The organism is Shewanella sp. SM21 (assembly GCF_025654335.1).
Taxonomy (GTDB): domain Bacteria; phylum Pseudomonadota; class Gammaproteobacteria; order Enterobacterales; family Shewanellaceae; genus Shewanella; species Shewanella oncorhynchi.
The window spans coordinates 82,292-105,313 of sequence record NZ_JAKKRL010000007.1 but is presented as its reverse complement, the minus strand read 5'-3'; the positions used below and the strand labels follow the sequence as shown (position 1 = coordinate 105,313).

The following is a 23,022-nucleotide window of genomic DNA, read 5'->3' as shown; positions in this document are numbered from 1 at the left end:
AATGCGAGATTCGAACAAGGGAAGGGCTGCTGAGTCTGATATAAGCCAAGCAGTTCGAACCCCTAGCGCACAGTGCGCAGGGGTTCGTTTATTTGAGAGCCTATGTAAGTTGAAGGCTTATTGAGTTGAAAGAGCGTTAAGCTAAAAGATGGTCAAGTGTTAAAGCATCAACCGTGGCTGATAAGCTGCGGCTCAAGACTTTTTGATACCGCGCTAATACCTGCTGCGACTTGCTTCATCGCACTGGTGAGTTGGCTTAATTGTGCTGAGCTAATGATATAGGGCGGCATGATATAGATAAGGTTGGCGAAGGGACGCACCCAGACGCCTAAATCAACAAATTGTTGCTGTAGCTCTGCGGTATTGACGGGTTCGTGCATCTCTAACACGCCCACTGCGCCGAGCACTCGCACGTCTTTTACGCTCGGTAAGTCAATCGCATCGTTAAGTTCTAAACGCATTTGCTGTTCGATAGCAGCCACTTGCGCTTGCCATTCATTACGGTTAATTATGTCTAAGCTTGCACACGCCGCGGCGCAGGCTAGCGGGTTACCCATAAAAGTAGGGCCATGCATAAACACGCCTGCGGGAGATTGGCTTATGCCTTGGGCAACTTTATCGGTACATAGCGTTGCCGCTAGGCTGATATAACCGCCCGTCAGCGCTTTGCCTAAACATAAGATATCAGGGGTAATATGGGCGTGTTCATAGGCAAAAAGCTTACCTGTTCGACCAAAGCCAGTGGCTATTTCATCTAAGATCAGCAGGACATCAAATTCATCACATAGGGCACGAAGACCCGCTAAATAATCTGCGCTGTAGAAACGCATACCGCCAGCGCCTTGCATTATCGGCTCTATAATCACTGCGGCAATATCATGGTGATTAATGCTTAATATGTCGCGCATTGCGGTTAAATCATCGGCTTGTAAGGCTTCGCCAAAGGCGGTTTGTGGCGCGGGCACAAATGATTGTTTCGTAAGCGCATCGCCAAACATAGTGTGCATGCCGCCTTCGGGATCGCATACGCTCATCGCGGCAAAGGTATCGCCGTGGTAACCCTTCTTAACGGTAAGAATGCGTTGTTTTAGCGGTCGCTCTTCTCCATGTACACTTTGCCCTTGCCAACTCTGACCTTGCCAATATTGCAGCGCCATTTTAATTGCCACTTCGACTGAGATAGATCCAGAGTCGCACAAAAAGACCTTTGTCAGCGGTTCGCAGGTCATAGCGATAAGTTTTTTACACAGTTCAATGGCGGGTTCATGGGTGATACCGCCAAACATCACATGGCTCAGTTGATGCAACTGTTTTTCCATCGCGGTTAATATCTTGGGATGTGCATAACCGTGCACACAGGCCCACCACGAGCTAGTCCCATCGACCAGCTTGCGGCCATCGATGAGTTCAAGCTCGCAGCCTTTGGCGCTGTGTACACCAAAAACAGGAAGAGATCGGGTCATTGAGGTGTAAGGATGCCAAATATGGGCGCTATCAAAGTCAAAATCGAGTAAATTGCGCATAAATGCTCACTTTTTTGGTGATAAAGTAGCCATTAGTAAACTGGGTTCACTGGTTGGCGTTGACAGTTTAAGGGCTGAGGTTATCCTAGCCAAGATAAAAAACAGAATAAAAAGGGTGTTCAATGTCGCAGTTGCAAGTTCGTCATGATTGGAAGCGGGAAGAAATCGAAGCCTTATTTGCGCTGCCGATGAATGACTTATTATTTAAAGCCCACTGTATTCACCGTGAGGTATACGATCCTAATGAAGTGCAAATTAGCCGTTTATTATCGATTAAAACCGGTGCTTGCCCTGAGGATTGTAAATATTGCCCGCAGAGTGCTCGCTATGACACAGGTCTAGAAAAAGAGCGTTTGCTGGCAATGGAAACTGTGCTGACCGAGGCACGCAGTGCTAAAGCCGCGGGTGCCTCTCGTTTCTGCATGGGCGCTGCTTGGCGTAATCCAAAAGAAAAAGACATGCCGTACCTTAAACAAATGGTGCAAGAAGTTAAAGCCTTAGGTATGGAAACCTGTATGACGCTTGGTATGCTGTCTGAAGATCAAGCGAACGATTTAGCCAGTGCTGGCTTAGATTATTACAACCATAATTTAGATACTTCGCCTGAATATTACGGCGATGTGATCACGACACGTACCTATCAAAATCGTTTAGATACACTGACACATGTGCGCGCTTCTGGCATGAAAGTGTGCTCGGGCGGGATTGTCGGCATGGGTGAAAAGGCGACGGATCGCGCAGGCTTACTACAACAGCTGGCTAATTTACCGCAGCATCCTGATTCAGTACCGATCAATATGTTAGTTAAAGTGGCGGGCACGCCGTTTGAGAAGCTTGACGACCTCGACCCACTCGAATTTGTGCGTACTATCGCCGTGGCGCGTATCTTAATGCCGCTTTCCCGCGTACGGTTATCGGCAGGCCGCGAAAATATGAGTGATGAGCTGCAGGCCATGTGTTTCTTTGCTGGCGCTAACTCGATTTTCTATGGTTGTAAATTGCTGACCACACCAAACCCAGAAGAAAGCGATGATATGGGGCTATTTCGACGTTTAGGCTTACGTCCCGAGCAGGGCGCAGCGGCAAAACTGGAAGAAGAAAGTGCTGTTTTAGCAAAAGCGGCGGCCTATCAAGATAAGTCATCGGCACAATTCTATGACGCGGCTGCTTTGTAATACCACTGAGTGCATGTTGTCCGACAAACAGGTCGAATAGCCTGTAAACCTTGTTGGCTGCAGCCTATTTTGATTGCGGCCGATAGCTTTATTGGCCGCACTCCATTTTTCAAGCAGCATTTTTAAGACAATCATTCTTGAGGCTAAATCGATGAGTTCTCTGCTCGAGATGAAAATTGCCGCCCGTCAGCAAGCCTTACGTGAGCAAGGTTTATTACGGCAACGTAAAATGTTGAGTGTTGATCACAGCTTTGATATTAACGCACCCACTTCGAGCCCGTGCTTTGTGTTCGAAGGGCGATCCTATGTTAATTTTAGCAGTAATGATTATTTAGGCTTATCCCGCGTTCCTGAGTTGGTTGAAGCGCTGCACCTTGGCGCGCAGACCTACGGTGTGGGTAGCGGCGCATCGCCCTTAGTGACAGGGTACAGTGATGCGCATGTCACACTTGAACGTGAACTCTGCGCCTTAACGGGGCATGAAGCGGGATTACTATTCTGCTCGGGCTTTAGTGCTAATACGGCGTTAATGAAAACCTTGTTTGATCAGCAAGATACTGTGATTGCCGATAAACTTGTGCATGCCTCAATTATCGATGGTTTGCAGGACAGCGGTGCGCAGTTAAAACGTTTTTTACATAATTCGCTTGAGAGCGCTGAGCGGCTTCTGACTCGAAATCACGCATCGGCGTTAATCACAGAAAGCGTGTTTAGCATGGACGGGGATTGTGCGCCGATCGTGCAGTTATCGGCGCTTTGTCGTCAACAAAATACTTGGTTGATTGTTGATGATGCCCATGGTTTTGCGGTGCTTGATGGCTATCAAAATAGTGATGTAAGAGATAAAGCCGCCAAGCTTATCGATGTGCAAGTGGTGACCTTTGGTAAGGCATTAGGTTGCCAAGGCGCAGCGGTTTTGGGGAGTCAGGCGCTGATCGACTTTTTGGTCAGTAATGCCCGCGAATATATTTATTCGACCGCCTTATCGCCCGCCAATGCCGCATTAGCGTTAGCCGCGACTCGGTACTGCACTGCACATCCTGAGTTACAGCTGAAACTGCTTGAGAATATTTCGCTATTCAAACAGTTATGCCTCGATGCTGCCGTGCCCCTTTTAGGTTCGGATACCGCAATTCAGCCGTTGATCATTGGCGATGCGCAGCAAACCCTGCAAGTCGCCGAAGCGTTAAGAGCCGCGGGCATTTGGGTTGGGGCGATTCGCCCGCCGACGGTGCCTGTAGGGTCGGCGCGATTACGCATTACCTTAACGGCGACCCATACCGCTGAAGATATTGCTGCTTGTGTTGAGCAATTAGCCCAAGTGCTCAGTCGTGTTGGTATCCCGCTTGTCAGTGAACGAGAATCTGCCGATGAGTACAGATAAATGTACCCTATAGATCGCGTTATTTTATTGAATGTTAAGTTTTTATGGTTGAGTGTTAGTTAAAATGCCAAGCCTGATAAAGTCTAGTGATCCAAGCTGTAGCGAGCCTGCTCATGAGTCAAACAAGTTTATAGCTTGCGATCTTAAGTTGAGTGAGCTTAATGCGGGCGTTTCTTATGGGGGCGTTCTCGCGGGGACTGTGTCCAATGTGCACGGGACTCAAATTGCTGAACGTTTTTCCGCAGCGGCCCATAGTTACCAAGATCATAATCAATTACAACGCCTGAGCGCTGCCAGTTTACTTAGTGAGTTTTCGGCAGCAGGTTATCTGTTAGACATAGGGGCAGGCCCTGGCACGGATTTTTCTGGGTATCACAGTGTGTCTCAACCAGCGGATCTCTCTACGCAAAATTCATCCACAACTGTATTTGCCGTGGATATTGCCCTTGGCATGCTGCAAAAGCTAAAACAGTCTTATCCCGATTATCTCGGCGTATGTGCCGATGCGCAGTGTTTACCTTTTACCAATGGCTGCATGGATGTTATTTACTCTAATCTAGCCCTGCAATGGTGTGCTGATTTTCCTGCTGCGGTAGCCGAAATGGCGCGGGTACTTAAGCCGAACGGTGAGTGTCATTTGAGCCTAGTAGCGCAGGGTAGTTTGAATCAATTAGCTGAATTAGGGTTAAGAGTGAATGACTTTTCGACGCTGAAGGTGCTAAAAGCTGCATTTAAACTCGATACATGGCAATTACTTGAAGTGCAACTCGTCCCTATGACAGTGTATTTTGACACTCTTAAGGCACTACTCTATTCAATTAAAGGTGTGGGGGCTTCTGTACATGTCGCCAGTTCAAAAACTCGGGTTTCAGGTTCAACAGTGAGTGCTTCAGAATTCACTCCACGGCTGCGTGGTCGTCAAGATTGGCAGGCCATGCAGGCCAAAGCTGAATTGCTACGTTTACCCCAAGGTTTGCCTTTAACCTACCAGATAGTTCAAATACGTGCTCGGCGTGGGTTTTAAAGTTCACATATTATGCCTTTAGTCATGGCATTATCAATTAGCACTAATATCTAGAAAACGTTGGATTTTTAACATTACGTATAGAGATCGTTAGCTATATGGACATTTAGCTTATGGAGAGTGGGCTTAACAAAGCAGAACTCATAGCAACAGATAAGGATCTAATATGTATTTTGTAACAGGTACAGATACCGATAGCGGTAAGACTTTGGTTTCGGCGGCATTATTAACCGCTGTGAATCGTTTAGGGCTCATAGCCAATGCTGACTCTGCTGTGAGTATTCTTGCAGCTAACACTATGTTGACTTTAGGTGTTAAACCCATCGCCTCGGGCTGCGCGCAAACCTCTGAAGGATTGCGTAATGCCGATGCGTTACAGCTGATGACGTCATCTTCACTAAAACTGGCCTATTCCGTCATCAATCCTTTTTCCTTCGAACCTGCGATTGCACCGCACATTGCCGCCGCCCAAGTGGGCGTGAGTTTAGCACCTGAAGCTATCATTGAAAGTTTAGATTTAGTGGCATTTGCTCAAGCGGATTTTTGCTTGATTGAGGGCGCGGGAGGCTGGCGTTTACCCTTAGGTGATGGCAGGTATCTTTCGGAAGTCGTACAGAGATTAGAACTGCCAGTGATACTCGTGGTTGGCATGAAACTCGGCTGCTTAAATCATGCATTGCTGACTCAAGAGGCGATATTGGCCGATGGGCTTAAGATTGCAGGCTGGGTTGCTAATCGTGTCGACCCGAATATGAGTATGTTTGAGGAGAATCTGACGAGCCTTAAAGAGATGATGACAGCACCTTTCCTCGGTTGTGTGCCATTTCTCGAGGATCCAAGTGCTGAAAACGCTGCTGACTATGTCGATATTGCGCCACTTTATCAAGGTGAGGAGAGCAATACTTAGCGACTACTTAATTGTTTAAGGCTTTCCCCTAAGCGGAACGGTTATTTTTCTTTTGATAAAAAATGAGCCTCAAATTATGTTGAGGCTCATTTCTATCAAGGCTGCTGACTAATGTTCGCAAAATCTCGCAAAATAGTGCCTGCACATTAAAGCTAAGCGCCGCTATTGATTTTCTGCTTCAATGCGGTTGAGGCTTTAAAACTGGGCTGATTGTAACCGTCGATTTCTATGGCTTTGCCCGTTTGTGGATTACGCCCTGTTTTAGCGACATGGTATCTGAGTTCAAAGGTGCCAAATTGTGGCAGGAAAATTTTCTCGCCTTCGCTCAAGGCGACGTGGATCTGTTGCTGTATCTGCTCAACCACAGGTTTAGTGCTCGCTTGCGATGCATTGAGCTCGGCGGCAATACGTTGGATAAGTTGTGCTTTGTTCATAGAAACCTCTGAAGTCAGCTTAGGTTCAATCGAAGGGGAGTTATAACAAGCTCGTCCCGAGATTGAAAGCCATAGCAAGCTCAGCGCGGTTGATTGGTGGTTTATTGACAGGCTTGTGAAGCTTTTGGTGATTGTGTGTTGCTAAAGTAAGTACAAGTTTGTCGGGTTGAGTGGCGGGCTGATTGTATTGGGTGAATTGACTGCCTTAGTTTAAAACCTTAGTTAAAAGGCCTAAGCGCAAGGCGTATTGCGCTTAGGCTATGGATTGAACACTATTCAACCGTTGGGTGATGAGAAATCCCTTTTAACGCTTGCCTATGAAAAGAGTGTTTCTTCCAGAGTGCGACCTTTCAGCAGCATCTTGTATTGCCATTGATGCTGATTGAAGAGGGCGAATAGGCGCATCTCAATATCATTGTTGTGCGCTTTTTCTGTATTTGTGTCGTCTAGCTGGATAATAAACACATTGCTTTGTTTTGAGCTAATGTTCACCACTCCCGCCAGTTTTGCCACTTCCGCTTGCAGTGCATCGCTGTCACAGTTTTGCATGGTTAACGTCAGGTAATCGCTGTCAGTCGACGCATGCATTGACACAGCTTGACTCAGTTGGCCTTTATCTAAATACAACACTTGATCGCACAGCTTTTCGAGCTCATCGAGATTATGCGAGCTGATCATAAAGGTCGTGGTGGGTGATAAGGCTTTGACCAGTTCACGGACTTTTTTTGCATTGGCAGGGTCGAGTCCCGCCGTCGGTTCATCTAATAATACTAATTCTGGCGAGCCAATCAGCGCCTGCGCAATCGATACACGTTTACTCATACCGTGGCTAAGGCTAGGCGGTTTTTGTTCGGCAACATCAATTAGATCGACCAAGGCCAACACGCGCAGTGCCTCTTGCTTTGCTTGCTCCACGTTCATGCCCTGCAGGCGAGCGAAAAATATTAACTGGCTGACAATCGTCAAGTTGGGATCGAGCACTGCATCTTGGGGTAAAGCGGCAATCTTGCCTAAGAGTTTAGGGCTATTGGGGGCTTCACCGAGTAGGGTTATGGTTCCAGAGCTGGGTGATAAATAGCCGCATAACAGGCTAAAAAGCGTGGTTTTACCCGCGCCATTGGGACCGACAAGGGCGATGGGGGCACCCGCTTCAAGACTGAAACTCACATTATTCAGCGCCTTTTTGCTGCCGTAAAGCTTCGATAGCCCTTGGCATTGGATCAGACTCATAGCGAGCTCCTTTGCATATAAATTCTGCCGAGCAAGAGGGCCACAGCGGTTTGTAACAGTGGAATTGGGGCATAGACTAAGCTATTGAGTCCATTGGTATTGAGCATGTCCGACAGTTGAGCACCGGGTAATACCCACTGGAGTTGTGCGAGTAGGCTAGATTGATTCGCTAACACCACGATAGTGATGGAAATCACTGTCCATAAAATGGTGGCAAACACCATAGCTTGGCGTGCCGTGCGTGCATACAGGGACAATAAAGTCATCACAGCCGTGTAGGGCAAGATCACTATGATGAGGTTAAGGCCCACTAAGGCGCCAGACGTTAACGCAGATAAAAACAGTTGGCTGTCGCGGCTGAGCGCAAGGGCGACAGTGGCGATAATCGTTAATAGGATCAGTAGACCTTGGATCAGGATTTGGCCGAGAAAACGCCCGAACAATAAGCTATCACGGCTAGTGCGTATGGTTAAGAAGCGCAGCGTGCCGCGGGTTTTATCCGATGAGAACTGATCGGCGGCGATAAGAATACTGAACAGTGGAAACAAATACAGCGCAAAACACCAAAACACTGCCATTTCGGCCACGGGCCACTCAAAGAGCACATTGAGGGTATTGGCACCAAATAAGCTGTCGATGATATCTTTTACATTGGGCTGCAATAACATGGCCGATGCACTTTGAATGGGGTAAAGCAGAAGTACACCCCAAACTAAACCAAAGGCGACCAAGGCGATGATCCCGCGGGTATTAAATAAAAATTTGCGCAGTTCAAACATGGCGATAATAAATATGTTGTTGAAACTGCTGGGTGGATTATTGGTCATGTGCTGTCTCTATTCTTTTTTGCGCTAGGTTCAGGGGCTATGGTGCTTGGCGCGGTTAAGTTTCTCACCCTTGGGTAGACAGTGGATTGGTCTATAAGTGCCATGTTGCTCACATAGCACTTATTATCCATCGGTATTTATCAGTCATTATCTATCGCTAATTAGCTCAATGAGGCGATTAATTCATCGAGCTTTTGCGTCAGTTCGGCGACTTGTTGTTCAAGCTCTGTCACTCTGTTCACTAATTCAAGCGGCTCTGCGTCTACAGACACAGCGACATGGGCGACGGTTTGGCTCGCAGTTTCGAGTTGCGATGAGGCGGCAGAGAATAATTCCACATAACGGGATTCACGGCGACCAGCTTCTCTGGGTAATTGTTTTAAGAAGGGCTTTTCACGGCTCATTAATTGACGGATGCAATCTTCCACGTCGATCACGTCTTTAAATTCGTGTAGGCGATTGCTGCGGGTCCGTAGTTCTCCCGGTGTTTGTGGGCCGCGTAATAGTAACAAACAGACGATGGCGAGTGCGGCGGGGGACAGTTGAAGTTCGCTGAATTCGGTATTGCAGAATCTGTGTTTGTATTTAACAACGCGGCTGCCGAATCCCGACTGTTCGCTGATCAAACGTTTCCGATTTAGGGAATCAACGGCGATTTGCACTTGGGTTTCACTGAGTTCGAGTACGGGCTCGCGGCTGGTTTTTTGATTGCAGGCTAAGGTCAAAGAGTTTAGCGAGAGTGGATATTGCTCGGGGGTGGTGATTTCTTTCTCAAGCAGGCATCCGATGACTCTGGCTTCGTGTAACGTGAGTTCCATATAAGCTCCAAAGAAAAAAGCATGGCTTTGTTTATAACAGAGCCATGCTTAATATCCTAGGAGTTGTCAGTCAAACTCTGTCTTAGTGGCGGTAAACTGTACAATTTTAACGCTAAGTCCTGAATAGAGTTGATTATTCTGCTGTTTCAGTTAAACGCAGACCATCATTATCTATGCTCAGTTGGCCATTCTTAAACAAGCCACCTATGGCTTTTTTGAAGGCTTTTTTACTCATACCAAGCTGATCGTAAATGATTTCAGCATCGGTTTTATCGGTCAGGGCTAAGAAGCCGCCAGCCTGTTTGAGTTTGATCAAAATGATGTAGGCGTGCTTATCTAATTCTTGTTTACTGCCTTGTTGCAGCACAAGATCGATTTTGCCATCTCGGCGCACTTGTTTGATGAAACCTTTGAGTCTTTGGCCGAAACGCAGTTTTTGGAACACTTCGTTTTCGTAAATCACGCCCCAATGGGCATGATTAATAATGGCTTTGTAGCCTAAATCTGTGGTGCCGCCGATATATAAATCGACCTGCTCACCCACTGTGTAGTCTGGCTCTGTCTTATCGAGGAACTTATCGATTTTTGATGAGGCCATGATGCGTTCATCGGCGCGGTTAGCGTGTACATAGACCAAGTATGAACGGCCTTCTTCGATAGGCTTATGTTGCTCACCGAAGGGCAGTAATAAATCTTTATCTAAGCCCCAGTCTAAAAAGGCGCCATAAGGGCCGGTTGCAACGGCTTTTAAATAGGCAAATTCGCCTAACTGTGCCAATGGACGGCGCGTGGTAGCAATCACGATATCTTCAGAATCTAGATACAGAAACACGTCAAGCAGATCACCGACTTGGCAGTCTTTTGGGGTGACTTTGTTTGGCAGCAGTACTTGCCCTAATTCGTGGGCGTTTAAATACACGCCAAAGCTGACTTGTTTTACAACCTCAAGTTTGCAGGTTTTACCTATCTGTACCATGGATCTCTCTGTGCATAATGGAATGTGATTCGGTTGCGATTATACACTTCGGTGCTGAAACTGCAGCATTATTGTCTTTGAGCTTTATTTTAGCGTGTGTGGGCCGTCACTCAGCGAAGGCTTGATCACGCATTGTGTCTCGGAGGAACCACTGATTTGTGGCGGGTTTGGCGCTGTGATATTGGTTGTTTGGCTTTGCTTAATGTTGGCAAATGTGCATCACTTGAGTGACACACAAAAATCAGGGATATTTGCAGGGGTAAATGTCAATAAAAGTGACAAAGGTGATATAAAAAATATTGAACAGACTTGTACGACGTTTATGGGTTAACTAACTAATATTACTCTATTTAAAACCAATGGGTGGCGGGTGGTTGTTAAGCAAGTGTTTATTATATTTTAATGCAAAAGATTAAATGAGATTCTTGCTTGCATTCTGTGACATTGCGCGGTTTAATTGCGCCGTTCAACGATTCCGCTCGTTGCAGACATTACAAATATTACGTGAGTAATAAAGGTTTTATGGTTCACCAGTCATTAACCGTGTAATTGACAACATATCGATTTACATGGGGTTAAGAGGGTTTTTATTAGCTAATGCACAAGCATCCATTTTTTGCACTTTGCCTAAAAGTGTCACAATGCCAACGCTCGATTGTCGTACCATACGATGATACTGGCCTTAAGCATCTCACGTTGATCCGCATCAATTCTGGCCGCGAAGAAGCCAATAGTCCCCTGTTAAAATAATCTTGCCTAGCGATAAGCTGGTTTGGCGTTTTCGCTAGTTCAGTGTTATCGGTTTTCGTTTTCTACTTGTGTTATCTGTTTCTGAAGGTCTTAACCTCTTTCGAACGTCTTTAAGCTACTTATTAGCATGATGTTTTAAGGATGCGACTCAGGATCTTATTTGGCTTTTTGGCGGTATTTGCGCCCTTTAGCCTGAGGATAAATGCAAGCGAGGCAAGTAAAGATAGCTTTACTGAGGTAAGGGAATAAGCTTTCCCTTCAATATGATACGATGTATTGCGCTAAGATGAGTTGTCTCTTGCGCTATTAATGAAAATCGCAGCAATGTCACTTACACTAGCGTGACGTTGCGGCATTAAGGAGAAGGTAAAATTTACCTTCGTGTATGTCAGGTAAGGTGTCCCTTTGCCTGGGTTTGTCGAACGGGCGGTTGTGCTATTAAGCCATAACCGTTTAACCCATTTTTTAATAGACGGGCTAAATAATAATGAATGATTGGTCTATTGATGATGCTCGTGCTGGGTACAATGTTACTCACTGGAGCCAAGGTTTTTATGGGATTAGCGATCAAGGTGAGGTGACTGTGTCACCGGACCCCAAAAATCCTGATTACAAGATTGGCTTAAATGAGCTAGCCAAAGACATGGTTAAGGCGGGAGTCGCTTTACCTGTACTAGTTCGTTTTCCGCAGATCCTGCACCACAGAGTGAACAGTTTGTGCCAAGCATTCGACCAAGCGATACAGAAGTACGAGTATCAGGCGGACTATTTGCTGGTTTACCCGATTAAAGTAAACCAACAGCAAACTGTGGTGGAAGAGATCCTGGCGAGTCAGGCATCAAAAGAAGTACCACAACTGGGTTTAGAAGCAGGCAGTAAGCCTGAGCTGATGGCTGTGTTAGCCATGGCGCAAAAAGCCAGTTCAGTCATTGTATGTAATGGTTATAAAGATAATGAATATATCCGTTTAGCACTGATTGGTGAAAAGTTAGGCCACAAGGTTTACATCGTTTTAGAAAAACTGTCTGAACTGAAAATGGTGTTAGCTGAATCTAAACGTCTGGGTGTGACACCGCGTTTAGGTCTACGTGCACGTTTAGCGTTCCAAGGCAAAGGCAAGTGGCAGGCGAGCGGCGGTGAAAAATCTAAGTTCGGTTTATCTGCTGCGCAAATTTTGTTGGTTGTAGAGCAACTTAAGCAACACGATATGCTGGATTCGCTGCAATTGCTGCATTTCCACTTAGGTTCGCAAATCGCTAATATCCGTGATATTCGCCAAGGTGTGAGTGAAGCGGGTCGTTTCTACTGTGAATTACGTGAATTAGGCGCAAGCGTTAACTGCTTTGACGTCGGTGGTGGTTTAGCAGTGGATTACGATGGCACTCGTAGCCAAAGTAATAACTCGATGAACTATGGCCTGACCGAATACGCCAACAACATAGTTAACGTATTGACCGACATCTGTAATGAGTACGAGCAACCAATGCCACGTATTATTTCAGAATCGGGTCGTTACTTAACGGCGCACCATGCAGTGCTTATCACCGATGTTATCGGTACTGAAGCTTATCAGCCTGAAGATATTCAACCGCCTGCGGAAGATTCACCACAGTTATTGCATAACATGTGGCATTCATGGTCTGAGATCAGCGGCCGCGCCGATCAACGTGCTTTGATTGAGATTTACCACGATAGCCAAAGTGACTTACAAGAAGCGCATTCGCTATTCGCTTTAGGTCAATTGACCTTAGCGGAGCGTGCGTGGGCTGAGCAAGCTAACCTGCGCGTGTGTCATGAAGTGCAAGGGCTATTGAGTGCGAAAAACCGTTATCACAGACCTATCATTGATGAACTCAATGAAAAGTTAGCCGATAAGTTCTTTGTTAACTTCTCATTATTCCAGTCATTACCGGATGCTTGGGGTATTGACCAAGTGTTCCCAGTATTGCCGTTATCGGGCCTAGATAAAGCCCCTGAACGCCGTGCTGTCATGCTCGATATCACCTGTGACTCTGACGGTATTGTCGATCAATACGTTGATGGTCAAGGGATTGAAACCACACTGCCAGTGCCAGCATGGAGTGCGGATAGCCCGTACCTGATTGGTTTCTTCCTTGTGGGTGCATACCAAGAAATCTTGGGTGATATGCATAACCTGTTTGGTGATACAAACTCAGCAGTGGTTCGCATCGAAGATAATGGTGTGACTAACATCGAATCGGTATTGGCGGGTGACACGGTTGCTGACGTATTGCGTTACGTTAACTTAGATGCGGTGGCCTTTATGCGCACTTATGAAGAGTTAGTGAATCTGCATATCGCCGAAGGTGAACGCGCACAAATTTTAGAAGAATTGCAACTAGGGCTGAAAGGCTATACCTATTTAGAAGATTTTTCTTAATTTCTAGCGTGTTAAAATAAATCAGCCTTGGGTAACCTCGGCTGATTTTTGTTTTTATAAGGACAGATTTTTCGCTTTTATTGCCGTTTTAGTCGTGTAAAATCGCGTTGTTCTAGGATCAAGTAAAGGATGAGTGACGATCATGAGGTCAAAGGGTTGATGTTTTTCGAAGGTTCAGAAAAAAAACTCGAGATTATCGTGACGGCGTCTACGCCGAATTTACGCGAACTCGATGTGAGTTTTTGGTCTGCCTTAGTTAACTGTGCCCACGCCGAGATACTGTCGCAGCTAAGTAATACGGACTGCGATGCCTATTTGTTGAGTGAATCCAGCTTGTTTGTATGGCACGACAGATTTGTCATGCTCACCTGTGGTAACAGTACCTTAGTGGACGCCGCTTGTTACTTTATCGGCGCGCTTGGCGTGCCTGCCATGGCATTGGTGAGTTATCAGCGTAAAAACGAATACCAAGCTCATCTGCAAACCACGAGTTTTGCCGAGGATATTGGCAAATTGCGCCAACGTATCACCGGTAAAGCCTTTCGAGTAGGCCATCTCGACAGCCATCATCACTATTTTTTCTGCTCTGACAGTGATTATCGAGCACCAAAGGATGATCAAACTAGTGAGCTGTTGATGTATCACATTCGTGGCGAATTTGCCGACTATCTTAATGGCGGCTCGCAGAGTAAAGATGAGATTTGCACTGCACTCGAACTTAACGATTTACTCCCTGAATTTGAGATTGACGCCCATTTATTTGATCCATCAGGCTTTTCGATGAACGGTATTTGGGGCAAATATTATGTTACTTTGCATATTACGCCTCAAAGCGAGAATGCGTGCGCTAGCTCCTATGTGAGCTTTGAAACGAATCTGGATTTAGCGCAGTATCCGCAAGATCTATTGGGGCGTCTATTAACCTTGTTTGCTCCTGTCAGTTGGGACACAATCCGCTTTAATACCGACGACTCAACGCAGGGATTTCCTGCCCATTTATGCTTAGGGCGGTGTTCATTAACGACCGAGCAAGGTTATGACATTGGTTTTAGCCACTATCAGCAGCTTCAGGCTGAAGTGCTGATCCCTGAACTCATGTGAATTTTTGACGTTTGCTTAAGGAAACCCCATGACAGATCTCAGTGACATCCGCCGCGAGTATGCCAAAGGCGGCTTAAGACGTGCTGACTTACCGCAAAACCCGATGGACTTGTTTGAATTGTGGATGACGCAGGCGAGGGATGCGGAGCTTAGCGATCCCACCGCCATGTGTGTGGCGACTGTAGATGAGCACGGCCAACCTTTTCAACGAATAGTATTACTTAAGCGGTTCGATGATACAGGTTTCGTATTCTTTACTAACCTTGGCAGCCGTAAAGCACAGCAAATTGCTGCTAATAATAAAGTCAGTTTGCATTTCCCTTGGCATCCTCTAGAGCGGCAAGTGTCGGTGCTCGGTGAAGCGCAGGCGCTGTCCACCGCTGAAGTACTTAAATATTTTATGACCCGTCCTAAGGACAGCCAAATTGCGGCTTGGGTATCACAGCAATCGAGTAAACTCAGTGCCAGACAAGTACTTGAAGGCAAATTCTTTGAAATGAAAGCTAAGTTCGCCAAGGGCGATGTGCCTTTACCCAGTTTTTGGGGCGGTTACTTAGTGAGACCTTCGAGTATCGAATTTTGGCAGGGTGGAGAACACAGGCTGCATGATCGTTTTATTTATTCTCGCCATGATGCAGAGTGGGAAATCGATCGTTTAGCACCTTAGTACGGTGCATAGTTCGATAGCTCGGCATAAAACTGAGCTCGTGAACCTAACAACAGAGTTAAAAGACATTGAGTGATTATAAAATTTGGGTTGATGCGGATGCATGCCCTAATCCTATCAAAGAAATCCTGTTCCGGGCGGCGGAGCGCAAAGCCCTGCCGCTGGTGCTGGTGGCTAATCAAATGATCCGCGTACCGCCATCTCCCTATATCAGCCAAATTCGAGTCGGTGCGGGATTTGATGTGGCAGATCAATATATTGTCGATCATGTTGAACCGACGCATTTAGTGATCACCGCGGATATTCCCTTAGCGGCTTTAATCATTGAAAAGGGCGCCTTGGCGCTCAATCCCCGTGGCGAGCTTTATACCGTCGATAACATAAAACAAAAGCTGACGATGCGCGATTTTATGGAGGATTTGCGCGGTTCTGGCGTGCACACCGGCGGGCCTGATTCGTTTTCTCAAGCAGATAAACAGGCTTTTGCCAATAGCTTAGATAAATGGTTAGTGCGCGTATGAATCATAGTTTACTGGTCGCTAATGGATAAACAGAGTATCTTTAGCTTAAGTTAGGTGATGTTGATCACGTTTAACTGGGCAGGATTTTAGCCTGTTGCGGATGTCGAATTTCTTTACGACATGGCTTTTAAACTCACTCTTTAAGGACGGATACGATGAAAAAATGGATGGGAATTGTCGCCTTATCTGCTATGGCCAGTTTTAGCTGTGCCGCGCAATGGCAAGTGATGGAACAAGATTCGCGAGTCAGTTTTATTTCGGTAAAGAAAGGTGATATAGGTGAAGTCCATCACTTTAAACAACTCAAAGGTACGCTAAAAGATAACGGTCAATTTGAATTAACAATTCCACTAATCGGTGTGGCAACGGGTATTGATGTCCGCGATGAGCGGATGCAAAATTTGTTATTTGAAGTGTCTTTGTATCCAGAGCTGAAACTGTCATCACAAGTAGACCCTAAGATACTAAAAAATCTTGGCGTCGGTGAGAGTAAAGTTTTTGATATTGATGGAAAAATTGCGTTACACGGCAAATCGCAAACTAAGGCTTTTTCGGTGATTATCACTAAAGTTTCTGATAACAAACTTTTAGTGAACAGTTTTCAACCGGTAATTGTTAATGCCAATGAGTTTGATCTTGTGGCTGGGATTGATAAATTACGTGAAATTGCGGGTTTATCGAGTATTAGTCAAGCTGTTCCTGTGTCATTTGTACTAACCTTAACTCAGTAACTTCAATAAGATTGGTATAGATCAATACGTCTGTTATCGAAGATAGGCTAGAGTTAAATAAGTGGCGTATGCTAGATCTTGATAAGAAGCCGAGCCTTTGGCTTCTTTGATATTTTCTGATGTGCTATTAATAGCATCACAATAGATATTAAGTTAATGAGTTTAAAGGGTAAAAAATGGTCACAGATAAAGATGGTTACATGCATTTGGTCCAGTATTTAACTGAACATCTTGGCTTATTTGAAACACCAAGTTCAGAGGTAGTTTCAGACGATACTGTGATGGAATTATTTGAAGAGCAATTGTCGGCACAGATCATTATGGTGTGTGGCCAAAATCCATCGTTGTCTTTTACGCAACGTAATGTGATTATCCGTGAAGTGGATGCAATTGTGTATGATTTAGAAGAGATTTTAGCTTCAGTTGCCAACCATAAAGCGACTCCCGCACAGACTTTATTTATTACTGAGTTTTCTAGTTTGATTAAGAATTTGTTCGATCAAGAAATCGCTAAACTTCAAGTGAGTGCTTAGTCAGAATAGCAATTAGATTATTTATTAATGCATGATTTTAGGTAAGTCATGACTAATACTATTTTTTAGCAGCGTAAATCACCATCGTTTGAGTACCATGTGTTTCCTTACTCTTATTGTTAAGCTCGAGCAGTCGTAGCCTTGAGTGTGAGGTAAATATCTGCTCTTTGCTTCACCTCATGTTATTTCGTATGGTCACCATTTTTCATCGAGTTCTGCGACTAAGTTTTGTTGCTGGGTTATGCGAGTTATCGCTGTGGATTCGCTCCTTTTGGCGTCATTTGCATTGCTAATGTGTATGTATAAAATGGTGTTAGCTTAAAATAAAAAGCCCATCTTTCCCGCATTTATGTCATTGTCTGTGTATCTTTAGTGTATGAGCTTTAACTATTTTTCCCTTCATGTATTGATAAGGAGTGTTCAATGCTAACGATTTCTTCGGGTCATGCCGATGATATATTGGCTGTGGTCGCATCTGGCCGTGTTAACCATGGGGATGTTGAAGGCTATTTGGTTCCCGCCATAGAAGCCAAGCTGCAAGACCACGCCAGCATTCGCCTTTGGTACGAGTTTTCCCCTGAATTTGAAGGTATATCCGTTGGGGCCCTGTGGGATGATGCGGTATTAGGTTTATTTCATTTAAGTGATTTTTCAAGGGTCGTGATGATTGCCAATGCCACTCAAACAAATGCTATGGTTAATGCGCTAGCCTGCATGCTGCCATGTCCGGTAAAGGTATTTACCGCCGATGAACATAGCCAAGCCAAGGCATGGTTAGATCAATAACGCACCTTTGTTTATTGCGGTTCTCAACCTGTACTCAGTGGCCAACGACATTGAATGTGTGTGCCTTGGTTCAAGTGGCTACTGATGCTAAGGCTGCCATTGAGATCATTTTTAAGCCACAGATTTATACAGGTCAGCGTTCCAAGGCAGAGTTCTTGCGCTAGTTCTTGCCGTAACTGTGCGAGTTGCGGCTCTGTCATACCTATCCCATTATCGATAATACTGATGTGTAACTCTTCACTCGACTTGTCGATATTAATGGTTATTTCACGCTGTTCATTGTGAGCTTTAAATGCATGATTCAACGTGTTGGTGATTAGACGATAAAACAGCTGCAAATATTGCCAAGAAGGGCCATCAATGATGATATTTTCTTCGCAATTTAACGCTATTTCCACATTTGTTTTAGCTAGTTGTACCTTTAGCAACCCTAAGAGATGGCGCATAAATTGTGCGAGATGCAGTGGCCGAATGTCATTTTGATGATTCGTTAATAACTGGGCAATATGTCGCAATTTATCTGCCTGAGTCACCATGATTTCGGTAATCTGATTTTGGTCGTTAGCATTATCTATTGGCTGAAGTTGGCACACTTTGGCGAGTAGCTGATCTTGCTCATGCATAATTTGCGTCATCATTTCAGCTAGAAAATTTTGCATTAGCTGTTGGCTTTGTTCACGACTGAGATTGAGTTGATGATGCTTCTCAAGTAATTGGGTTGATTTGTCTTGGAGCAGATGGAGTTCATGGTTATGTTGATTACTGAGGCGAACTTGTTCTTGTAGGTGATTAAGCGCCTCGACTTGCCCTAAAAGTAACTTTTCTTGTTCTTGCTCTTTAATTTTTTGTAAGGTGATATCAAAGGCGATAGCACCGACTGCAATAACGGTATCGTCATCATCTTTGATCTTAAATTTAGTCACGATATAAATAAGATTGCCTAGGGGCGATGGAATAGCTTCTTCGAAGTTTATGGCTTCATGATTATGCAGAACACGTCGATCATTTTGTTGATACTCGTGGGCAAATTGGCTGGGAAATATCTCAAAATCAGAGGTGCCAATAATGCGTCTGCGTTCTATACCTAAGATTTCACAATATTTGTCATTGACGAGAATATATTTACCGTGAAGATCTTTGATATAGATGAGATTTTGAGAAAATTTAAGTAAAGCCCTCAATTGTTCTTTATGGCGCTTTAACTCCAGTTGAAACAGGTTTTGGCTCTGCAATTGCTGTTCTAGTGCCAGATTACTCGCATCTAAGCTCGCCATTGCCACTTCAAGCTGTCGAGTACGCGACAGGAATGTTTTTGCCAATAAGCCAATTTCGTCATGGCTGTTATTGGCTTTGAGTTCGATAGAGGCGGAATCATTACGTTTTAAGGCTTGGACGATTTCAATAATGGGGGTGATAAATAGTCGGTGCTGGAGTAAGAATAATAGAATTAAGCCTAATAGTTGAATACAGACTAAATAAACGCCGACCTTTTCGATTAAATGTTTAGCGGTATCTTGCAGCGGTGAAATTGGGGTGACGACAAGTACCTTCCAATAGGTATTTGGCATGAGAAATACCGAAACGAGGGATGCCGTTTTAAGGATTGGATCATGGGTCAAAGTTACCGACGTCAGTAATCTCGGGGCAGTAAAATGATTTAAGGCATTGTTATTTACGATGGCCGCTAACATGTCACGCTCATTTTGATGACTTAGTCTCGTTAGATGCTGCATCTGTTCTTGGGTAAAAACGCGCTCGGCAATCGCCGCTTCTATAAAGGCTTTATCTGCACTCTGTAATGCGACTTCGACGGGGCTGAAATCTGGCTGTTGGCTGGCGAGATGATTGAAGGTGACGAAAGAATGATTGGTATTGGTTTGATGCTTAAGATCGTTATTGGCATCTGGATAGGCGAGTACTTGGTTTTGATGATCTAAGGCTATGACATAGCCTCTGACATTAATCATAGCATTGCGTAACAGCACATTGAGCTTTTCTAAACTGATATCCACAGTGGCGGCACCAATAAACTGATGGTCCATCCACATAGCGCCTGAGGCTGTGATCATTGACTCATGGGTTGTCGGATCGAAATAAGATTTTGACCAGAAAATTTTACCTGCAGGAAAATAGCGCGTCGGGCGATACCATTCTTCGGTGTGGTAGCTTGGGAACGTGTCTTTGTTATAGGAATCAATGGCGACTAATTCATCGTTTACATTGTGTGCCCAAAACAGGCTATCTCGAAATTTTTGCTGATTAAACGCGCCGGGTTCCGGCCAGACGCCGCCGCCAGAAATGATGCGTTGTTGACTATCGAGTTTCAGCAACGTGGGAATGGTTTTCACCAGTTGCTCATGATCATAGCGGTAAAGTTTGGCAATACTGGAAATAGAGTCGACTACGGTTTCAACCTGTGAAGTCATCTCTTGCAGTTTGGCGATAATCAACTGGCCATAGTTTTGGTTTAACACGGCTTGCTGATCAAGAACTTGTTGGCGTTGAATGCTCAGCATCACCCAAGCTGTACTACAAATCAAAATAGCGGCAATGACGAGCTGAATAAGGCTAAATTTGAATGGCAAACTGTTTTGCCATTGGGTTAATGGCGTGTGTGGCTCAGATGTCGAACTTTTTCCCATAATCCCCAGTTTCCAAATCACCACTTTTCATTGAGCCAGTGTAGCGCTTTCTCACTGTTTTGCTATTGGCATATGTTTAAGTTGCGAGGATTGAATGGGATAAGTGGAATACAATCGTCAATAAAAAGGCAGGTTTTATGCCTGCCTTATCTCAAACTTGTTATTTATAAAGAGACGGTTTATTTGAACCACTTAGGACAGGCACAATAAAGAGTAACCAAGCGACTAAGAAGCCACTGAAAGCCACTACCATCCATTCGGGCATCGTTACACCCATAAAGACCCAAGGTACATCAGTACACATGCCAGTAGGCATCATAACGGCAGGGAACCATTCGTGTAATGGCATCCAAGCTGGAAATTCAGGTAAGAATGAACAGGTTGAAAAAGGGGATGGGTTGGCTTGCATATCTACGAGCGATAAGGCCAGTTTTAATCCCCAAGTTGCACTGATGGCCCAGAGCACGGCAGCTAAGATCCTGACGATTCGATATTTGGGTGCTGTCATGCCAATGAGACCTGCTGCCAATAAACCAAAAATAGCGAGTCTTTGGTAAATACACATGACACAGGGTTCCAGTTTCATAATATATTGAAAATACAGGGCGGCTGCTTCTAACCCAAGGGCTGTGCCTGCGAGAATAAACCAAGATGAACGGGAATGGGCAAAGCGAGTCATTACAGTCAAAGTGAGCTCCATATCAACAAAAAACGCCCTCAGACATGGGGCGTTTTTTGGACTCTACTTATTAAATAAAGTTCAGTCAATAAAGAAGATTAATGTCCAGTCATCGGCTCTAAAACTTCACTAGCGCTGTGATGGATGATTATCTGGGAATCATAGAAATATTGGGTGGCTTGTTCTAAGAAACCCGTTTGAATCGCCATGACACCTACGATAGACAGCACGATAGTGTAAGGCAATGCCATCCATACCATTCTGCCATAGGATAAGCGGATAAGTGGTGCTAGGGCTGAGGTTAGTAGGAACAAGAACGCCGCTTGACCATTGGGCGTGGCAACCGAAGGTAAATTAGTTCCAGTATTAATCGCAACGGCCAGCAAGTCGAATTGATCACGGCTGATTTGACCGTTAATCAATGCCGCTTTCACTTCGTTAATATACACAGTGCCGACGAACACGTTATCACTCACCATAGACAGTAATCCGTTGGCGATATAGAAAATCACCAACTGAGTATTGCCTTGATAACTCAGTGCCCATTGGATCACTGGTGCGAATAAGTGCTGGTCGATAATCACGCCAACAACCGCAAAGAAGACAGCTAATAACGCGGTAAAAGGCAGTGCTTCTTCGAAAGCTTTACCGAGGGCATGCTCATCGGTAACGCCGTTAAAGGCTGTGGTTAAAATAATCACAGAAAGACCAATTAGGCCCACTGAGGCCAAGTGCAATGCAAGTCCAGCGATCAACCAGACACCCACTAAGGCTTGGACGATTAACTTCATGTTGTCTTTATTGGTACGGCGCGCATCTTCATGGGCGGCATATTCACATAAGATCCGATGAACGGCCGTTGGCAACTTAGCGCCATAACCAAAAATGCCAAATTTTTCAACTAAGTAACAAGTTAAGATACCCGAGATTAATACAGGAACAGTAACGGGTGACATACGCACGGCGAATTCACCAAATTGCCAATTTGCTTGCGCGGCGATAATAAGGTTTTGTGGTTCACCCACCATAGTACACACGCCGCCCAGCGCAGTACCTACACCCGCATGCATTAACAGATTACGTAGGAAACCACGGAATGCACTGAGTTCTTCTTCGTTTAACTGATCTTCACCATCATCATTTTTACCTTCAGAGGTATGATCGTGATCAGCGCCGAAATCTTTTCCAGAAGCGACCTTGTGGTAAATAGAATAGAAACCCACAGCGACCGCGATAATGACGGCAATAACTGTTAACGCATCTAAGAAGGCTGATAAAAAGGCTGAAGCCAAACAAAACATTAATGACACTAAAATTTTAGAGCGCACTTTAGTAATGATTTTCGTGAAGCCAAATAGCAGCAATTGCTTCATGAAATATATACCAGCGACCATAAATACCAAGAGTAATAATACTTCGAGGTTGGCTTCTATTTCATGTAAGACTTGGCTTGCCGATGTCATTCCGATCGCGACGGCTTCAATTGCCAATAATCCGCCGGGCTGTAATGGATAGCATTTTAATGCCATTGCTAAGGTAAAAATAAATTCTAGAACCAATACCCAACCAGCCACAAAGGGGTCGACATAGAAAAAGAGTATTGGATTGATAATTAAAAATGACAGTATTGCGGTTTTGTACCACTTAGGAGAATTTCCTAAGAAGTTCCCAATAAACGCCTGACTCATTGTCGCCGGCATGGCAGCCTCTCTTCTAATTATGTTAAAAATTGCACGTGATTATTATCAATACCTGCGTTAGTTAAATGAGTCTAGCCTAAAGAGAAAGCTAATGTAATGAGTTACTGATACCGACATTTCAAAAAGCGGAGCTAAGCGGCAAAATTGGCCCATCCTGTATTGACCTTGGTCGTTTTTTTGAACGATTCTGTGACATTTACACGGCGATAACAC

The 23,022-nt window shown here is 44.9% G+C and carries 21 protein-coding genes; 12 read left to right on the top strand and 9 right to left on the bottom strand.

The genetic code is table 11. The features are described 5' to 3' along the window. Positions 1 to 167: 167 nt before the first annotated feature. Positions 168 to 1,523, bottom strand: coding sequence for an adenosylmethionine--8-amino-7-oxononanoate transaminase (gene bioA, locus L5L94_RS10925; protein ID WP_263163135.1), 1,356 nt, complete (start codon positions 1,521 to 1,523; stop codon positions 168 to 170). A gap of 122 nt (positions 1,524 to 1,645) precedes the next feature. On the opposite strand from bioA, the gene bioB reads away from it, so the two are divergent. From bioB to bioD, 4 genes are all read left to right on the top strand, one after another. Further along, entirely contained in the window at positions 1,646 to 2,698 is a 1,053-nt protein-coding gene (gene bioB, locus L5L94_RS10920) for a biotin synthase BioB (RefSeq protein WP_263163134.1), read from the top strand. Between the two features lie 151 nt (positions 2,699 to 2,849). Next, positions 2,850 to 4,082 carry an aminotransferase class I/II-fold pyridoxal phosphate-dependent enzyme gene (locus L5L94_RS10915; RefSeq protein WP_263163132.1) on the top strand — a complete coding sequence of 411 codons (1,233 nt, stop codon included), beginning with the start codon at positions 2,850 to 2,852 and terminating at the stop codon, positions 4,080 to 4,082. Between the two features lie 64 nt (positions 4,083 to 4,146). Then, complete coding sequence (locus L5L94_RS10910) at positions 4,147 to 5,106, top strand: methyltransferase domain-containing protein (protein WP_263163130.1); 960 nt, start codon at positions 4,147 to 4,149, stop codon at positions 5,104 to 5,106. A 166-nt stretch (positions 5,107 to 5,272) separates the two neighbouring features. Next, the gene (gene bioD, locus L5L94_RS10905) at positions 5,273 to 6,013 is read left to right on the top strand and encodes a dethiobiotin synthase (RefSeq protein ID WP_263163129.1); all 741 of its coding nucleotides are present in this window, start codon (positions 5,273 to 5,275) and stop codon (positions 6,011 to 6,013) included. A gap of 152 nt (positions 6,014 to 6,165) precedes the next feature. On the opposite strand, the gene L5L94_RS10900 is transcribed toward bioD, so the two are convergent. The 5 genes from L5L94_RS10900 to L5L94_RS10880 all read right to left on the bottom strand — a co-directional run bounded on the left by L5L94_RS10900 (position 6,166) and on the right by L5L94_RS10880 (position 10,298). Continuing rightward, positions 6,166 to 6,465 carry an HU family DNA-binding protein gene (locus L5L94_RS10900; protein WP_263163305.1) on the bottom strand — a complete coding sequence of 100 codons (300 nt, stop codon included), beginning with the start codon at positions 6,463 to 6,465 and terminating at the stop codon, positions 6,166 to 6,168. A gap of 297 nt (positions 6,466 to 6,762) precedes the next feature. Continuing rightward, the gene (locus L5L94_RS10895; protein WP_263163128.1) at positions 6,763 to 7,677 is read right to left on the bottom strand and encodes an ABC transporter ATP-binding protein; all 915 of its coding nucleotides are present in this window, start codon (positions 7,675 to 7,677) and stop codon (positions 6,763 to 6,765) included. After that, the gene (locus tag L5L94_RS10890; protein ID WP_263163127.1) at positions 7,674 to 8,504 is read right to left on the bottom strand and encodes an ABC transporter permease subunit; all 831 of its coding nucleotides are present in this window, start codon (positions 8,502 to 8,504) and stop codon (positions 7,674 to 7,676) included. Before L5L94_RS10890 ends, L5L94_RS10895 begins: the two co-directional genes overlap by 4 nt. Positions 8,505 to 8,665: 161 nt before the next feature. Continuing rightward, a complete protein-coding gene (locus tag L5L94_RS10885) occupies positions 8,666 to 9,322 on the bottom strand; it encodes a YceH family protein (protein ID WP_263163125.1) in 657 nt (218 codons plus the stop codon). Positions 9,323 to 9,455: 133 nt separating this feature from the next. Then, a complete protein-coding gene (locus L5L94_RS10880) occupies positions 9,456 to 10,298 on the bottom strand; it encodes a S1 RNA-binding domain-containing protein (protein ID WP_263163124.1) in 843 nt (280 codons plus the stop codon). 597 nt (positions 10,299 to 10,895) lie between these two features. Between L5L94_RS10880 and L5L94_RS10875 the strand changes: the two genes are divergently transcribed. The 8 genes from L5L94_RS10875 to L5L94_RS10840 all read left to right on the top strand — a co-directional run bounded on the left by L5L94_RS10875 (position 10,896) and on the right by L5L94_RS10840 (position 17,788). Beyond that, positions 10,896 to 11,048 carry a hypothetical protein gene (locus L5L94_RS10875; RefSeq protein ID WP_011846564.1) on the top strand — a complete coding sequence of 51 codons (153 nt, stop codon included), beginning with the start codon at positions 10,896 to 10,898 and terminating at the stop codon, positions 11,046 to 11,048. Between the two features lie 487 nt (positions 11,049 to 11,535). Continuing rightward, the gene (speA, locus tag L5L94_RS10870; RefSeq protein ID WP_028760330.1) at positions 11,536 to 13,449 is read left to right on the top strand and encodes a biosynthetic arginine decarboxylase; all 1,914 of its coding nucleotides are present in this window, start codon (positions 11,536 to 11,538) and stop codon (positions 13,447 to 13,449) included. 159 nt (positions 13,450 to 13,608) lie between these two features. Then, on the top strand, positions 13,609 to 14,550 hold the full coding sequence (locus L5L94_RS10865; protein WP_263163303.1) for an S-adenosylmethionine decarboxylase proenzyme: 942 nt from the start codon (positions 13,609 to 13,611) through the stop codon (positions 14,548 to 14,550). Positions 14,551 to 14,578: 28 nt separating this feature from the next. Further along, positions 14,579 to 15,217 (top strand): pyridoxamine 5'-phosphate oxidase, encoded by a 639-nt coding sequence (gene pdxH, locus L5L94_RS10860; protein ID WP_131523902.1) that lies wholly within the window; start codon positions 14,579 to 14,581, stop codon positions 15,215 to 15,217. A 68-nt stretch (positions 15,218 to 15,285) separates the two neighbouring features. Beyond that, positions 15,286 to 15,738, top strand: a complete 453-nt coding sequence (locus tag L5L94_RS10855) for a YaiI/YqxD family protein (protein WP_006081277.1) — start codon at positions 15,286 to 15,288, stop codon at positions 15,736 to 15,738. Between the two features lie 155 nt (positions 15,739 to 15,893). Further along, positions 15,894 to 16,469 carry a YceI family protein gene (locus tag L5L94_RS10850; protein ID WP_028760327.1) on the top strand — a complete coding sequence of 192 codons (576 nt, stop codon included), beginning with the start codon at positions 15,894 to 15,896 and terminating at the stop codon, positions 16,467 to 16,469. Between the two features lie 176 nt (positions 16,470 to 16,645). Further along, entirely contained in the window at positions 16,646 to 17,002 is a 357-nt protein-coding gene (locus tag L5L94_RS10845) for a DUF3802 family protein (protein WP_113938764.1), read from the top strand. A 423-nt stretch (positions 17,003 to 17,425) separates the two neighbouring features. Continuing rightward, complete coding sequence (locus tag L5L94_RS10840; protein ID WP_028760325.1) at positions 17,426 to 17,788, top strand: STAS/SEC14 domain-containing protein; 363 nt, start codon at positions 17,426 to 17,428, stop codon at positions 17,786 to 17,788. A gap of 23 nt (positions 17,789 to 17,811) precedes the next feature. Here the strand turns inward: L5L94_RS10840 and L5L94_RS10835 are convergent, their stop codons facing one another. The 3 genes from L5L94_RS10835 to nhaB form a co-directional block, all read right to left on the bottom strand. Continuing rightward, positions 17,812 to 20,430, bottom strand: coding sequence for a PAS domain-containing protein (locus tag L5L94_RS10835; RefSeq protein ID WP_263163121.1), 2,619 nt, complete (start codon positions 20,428 to 20,430; stop codon positions 17,812 to 17,814). 160 nt (positions 20,431 to 20,590) lie between these two features. Continuing rightward, on the bottom strand, positions 20,591 to 21,118 hold the full coding sequence (gene dsbB / locus L5L94_RS10830) for a disulfide bond formation protein DsbB (RefSeq protein ID WP_263163120.1): 528 nt from the start codon (positions 21,116 to 21,118) through the stop codon (positions 20,591 to 20,593). Positions 21,119 to 21,207: 89 nt separating this feature from the next. Beyond that, positions 21,208 to 22,809, bottom strand: coding sequence for a sodium/proton antiporter NhaB (gene nhaB, locus L5L94_RS10825; RefSeq protein WP_028760322.1), 1,602 nt, complete (start codon positions 22,807 to 22,809; stop codon positions 21,208 to 21,210). Positions 22,810 to 23,022: the final 213 nt, after the last annotated feature.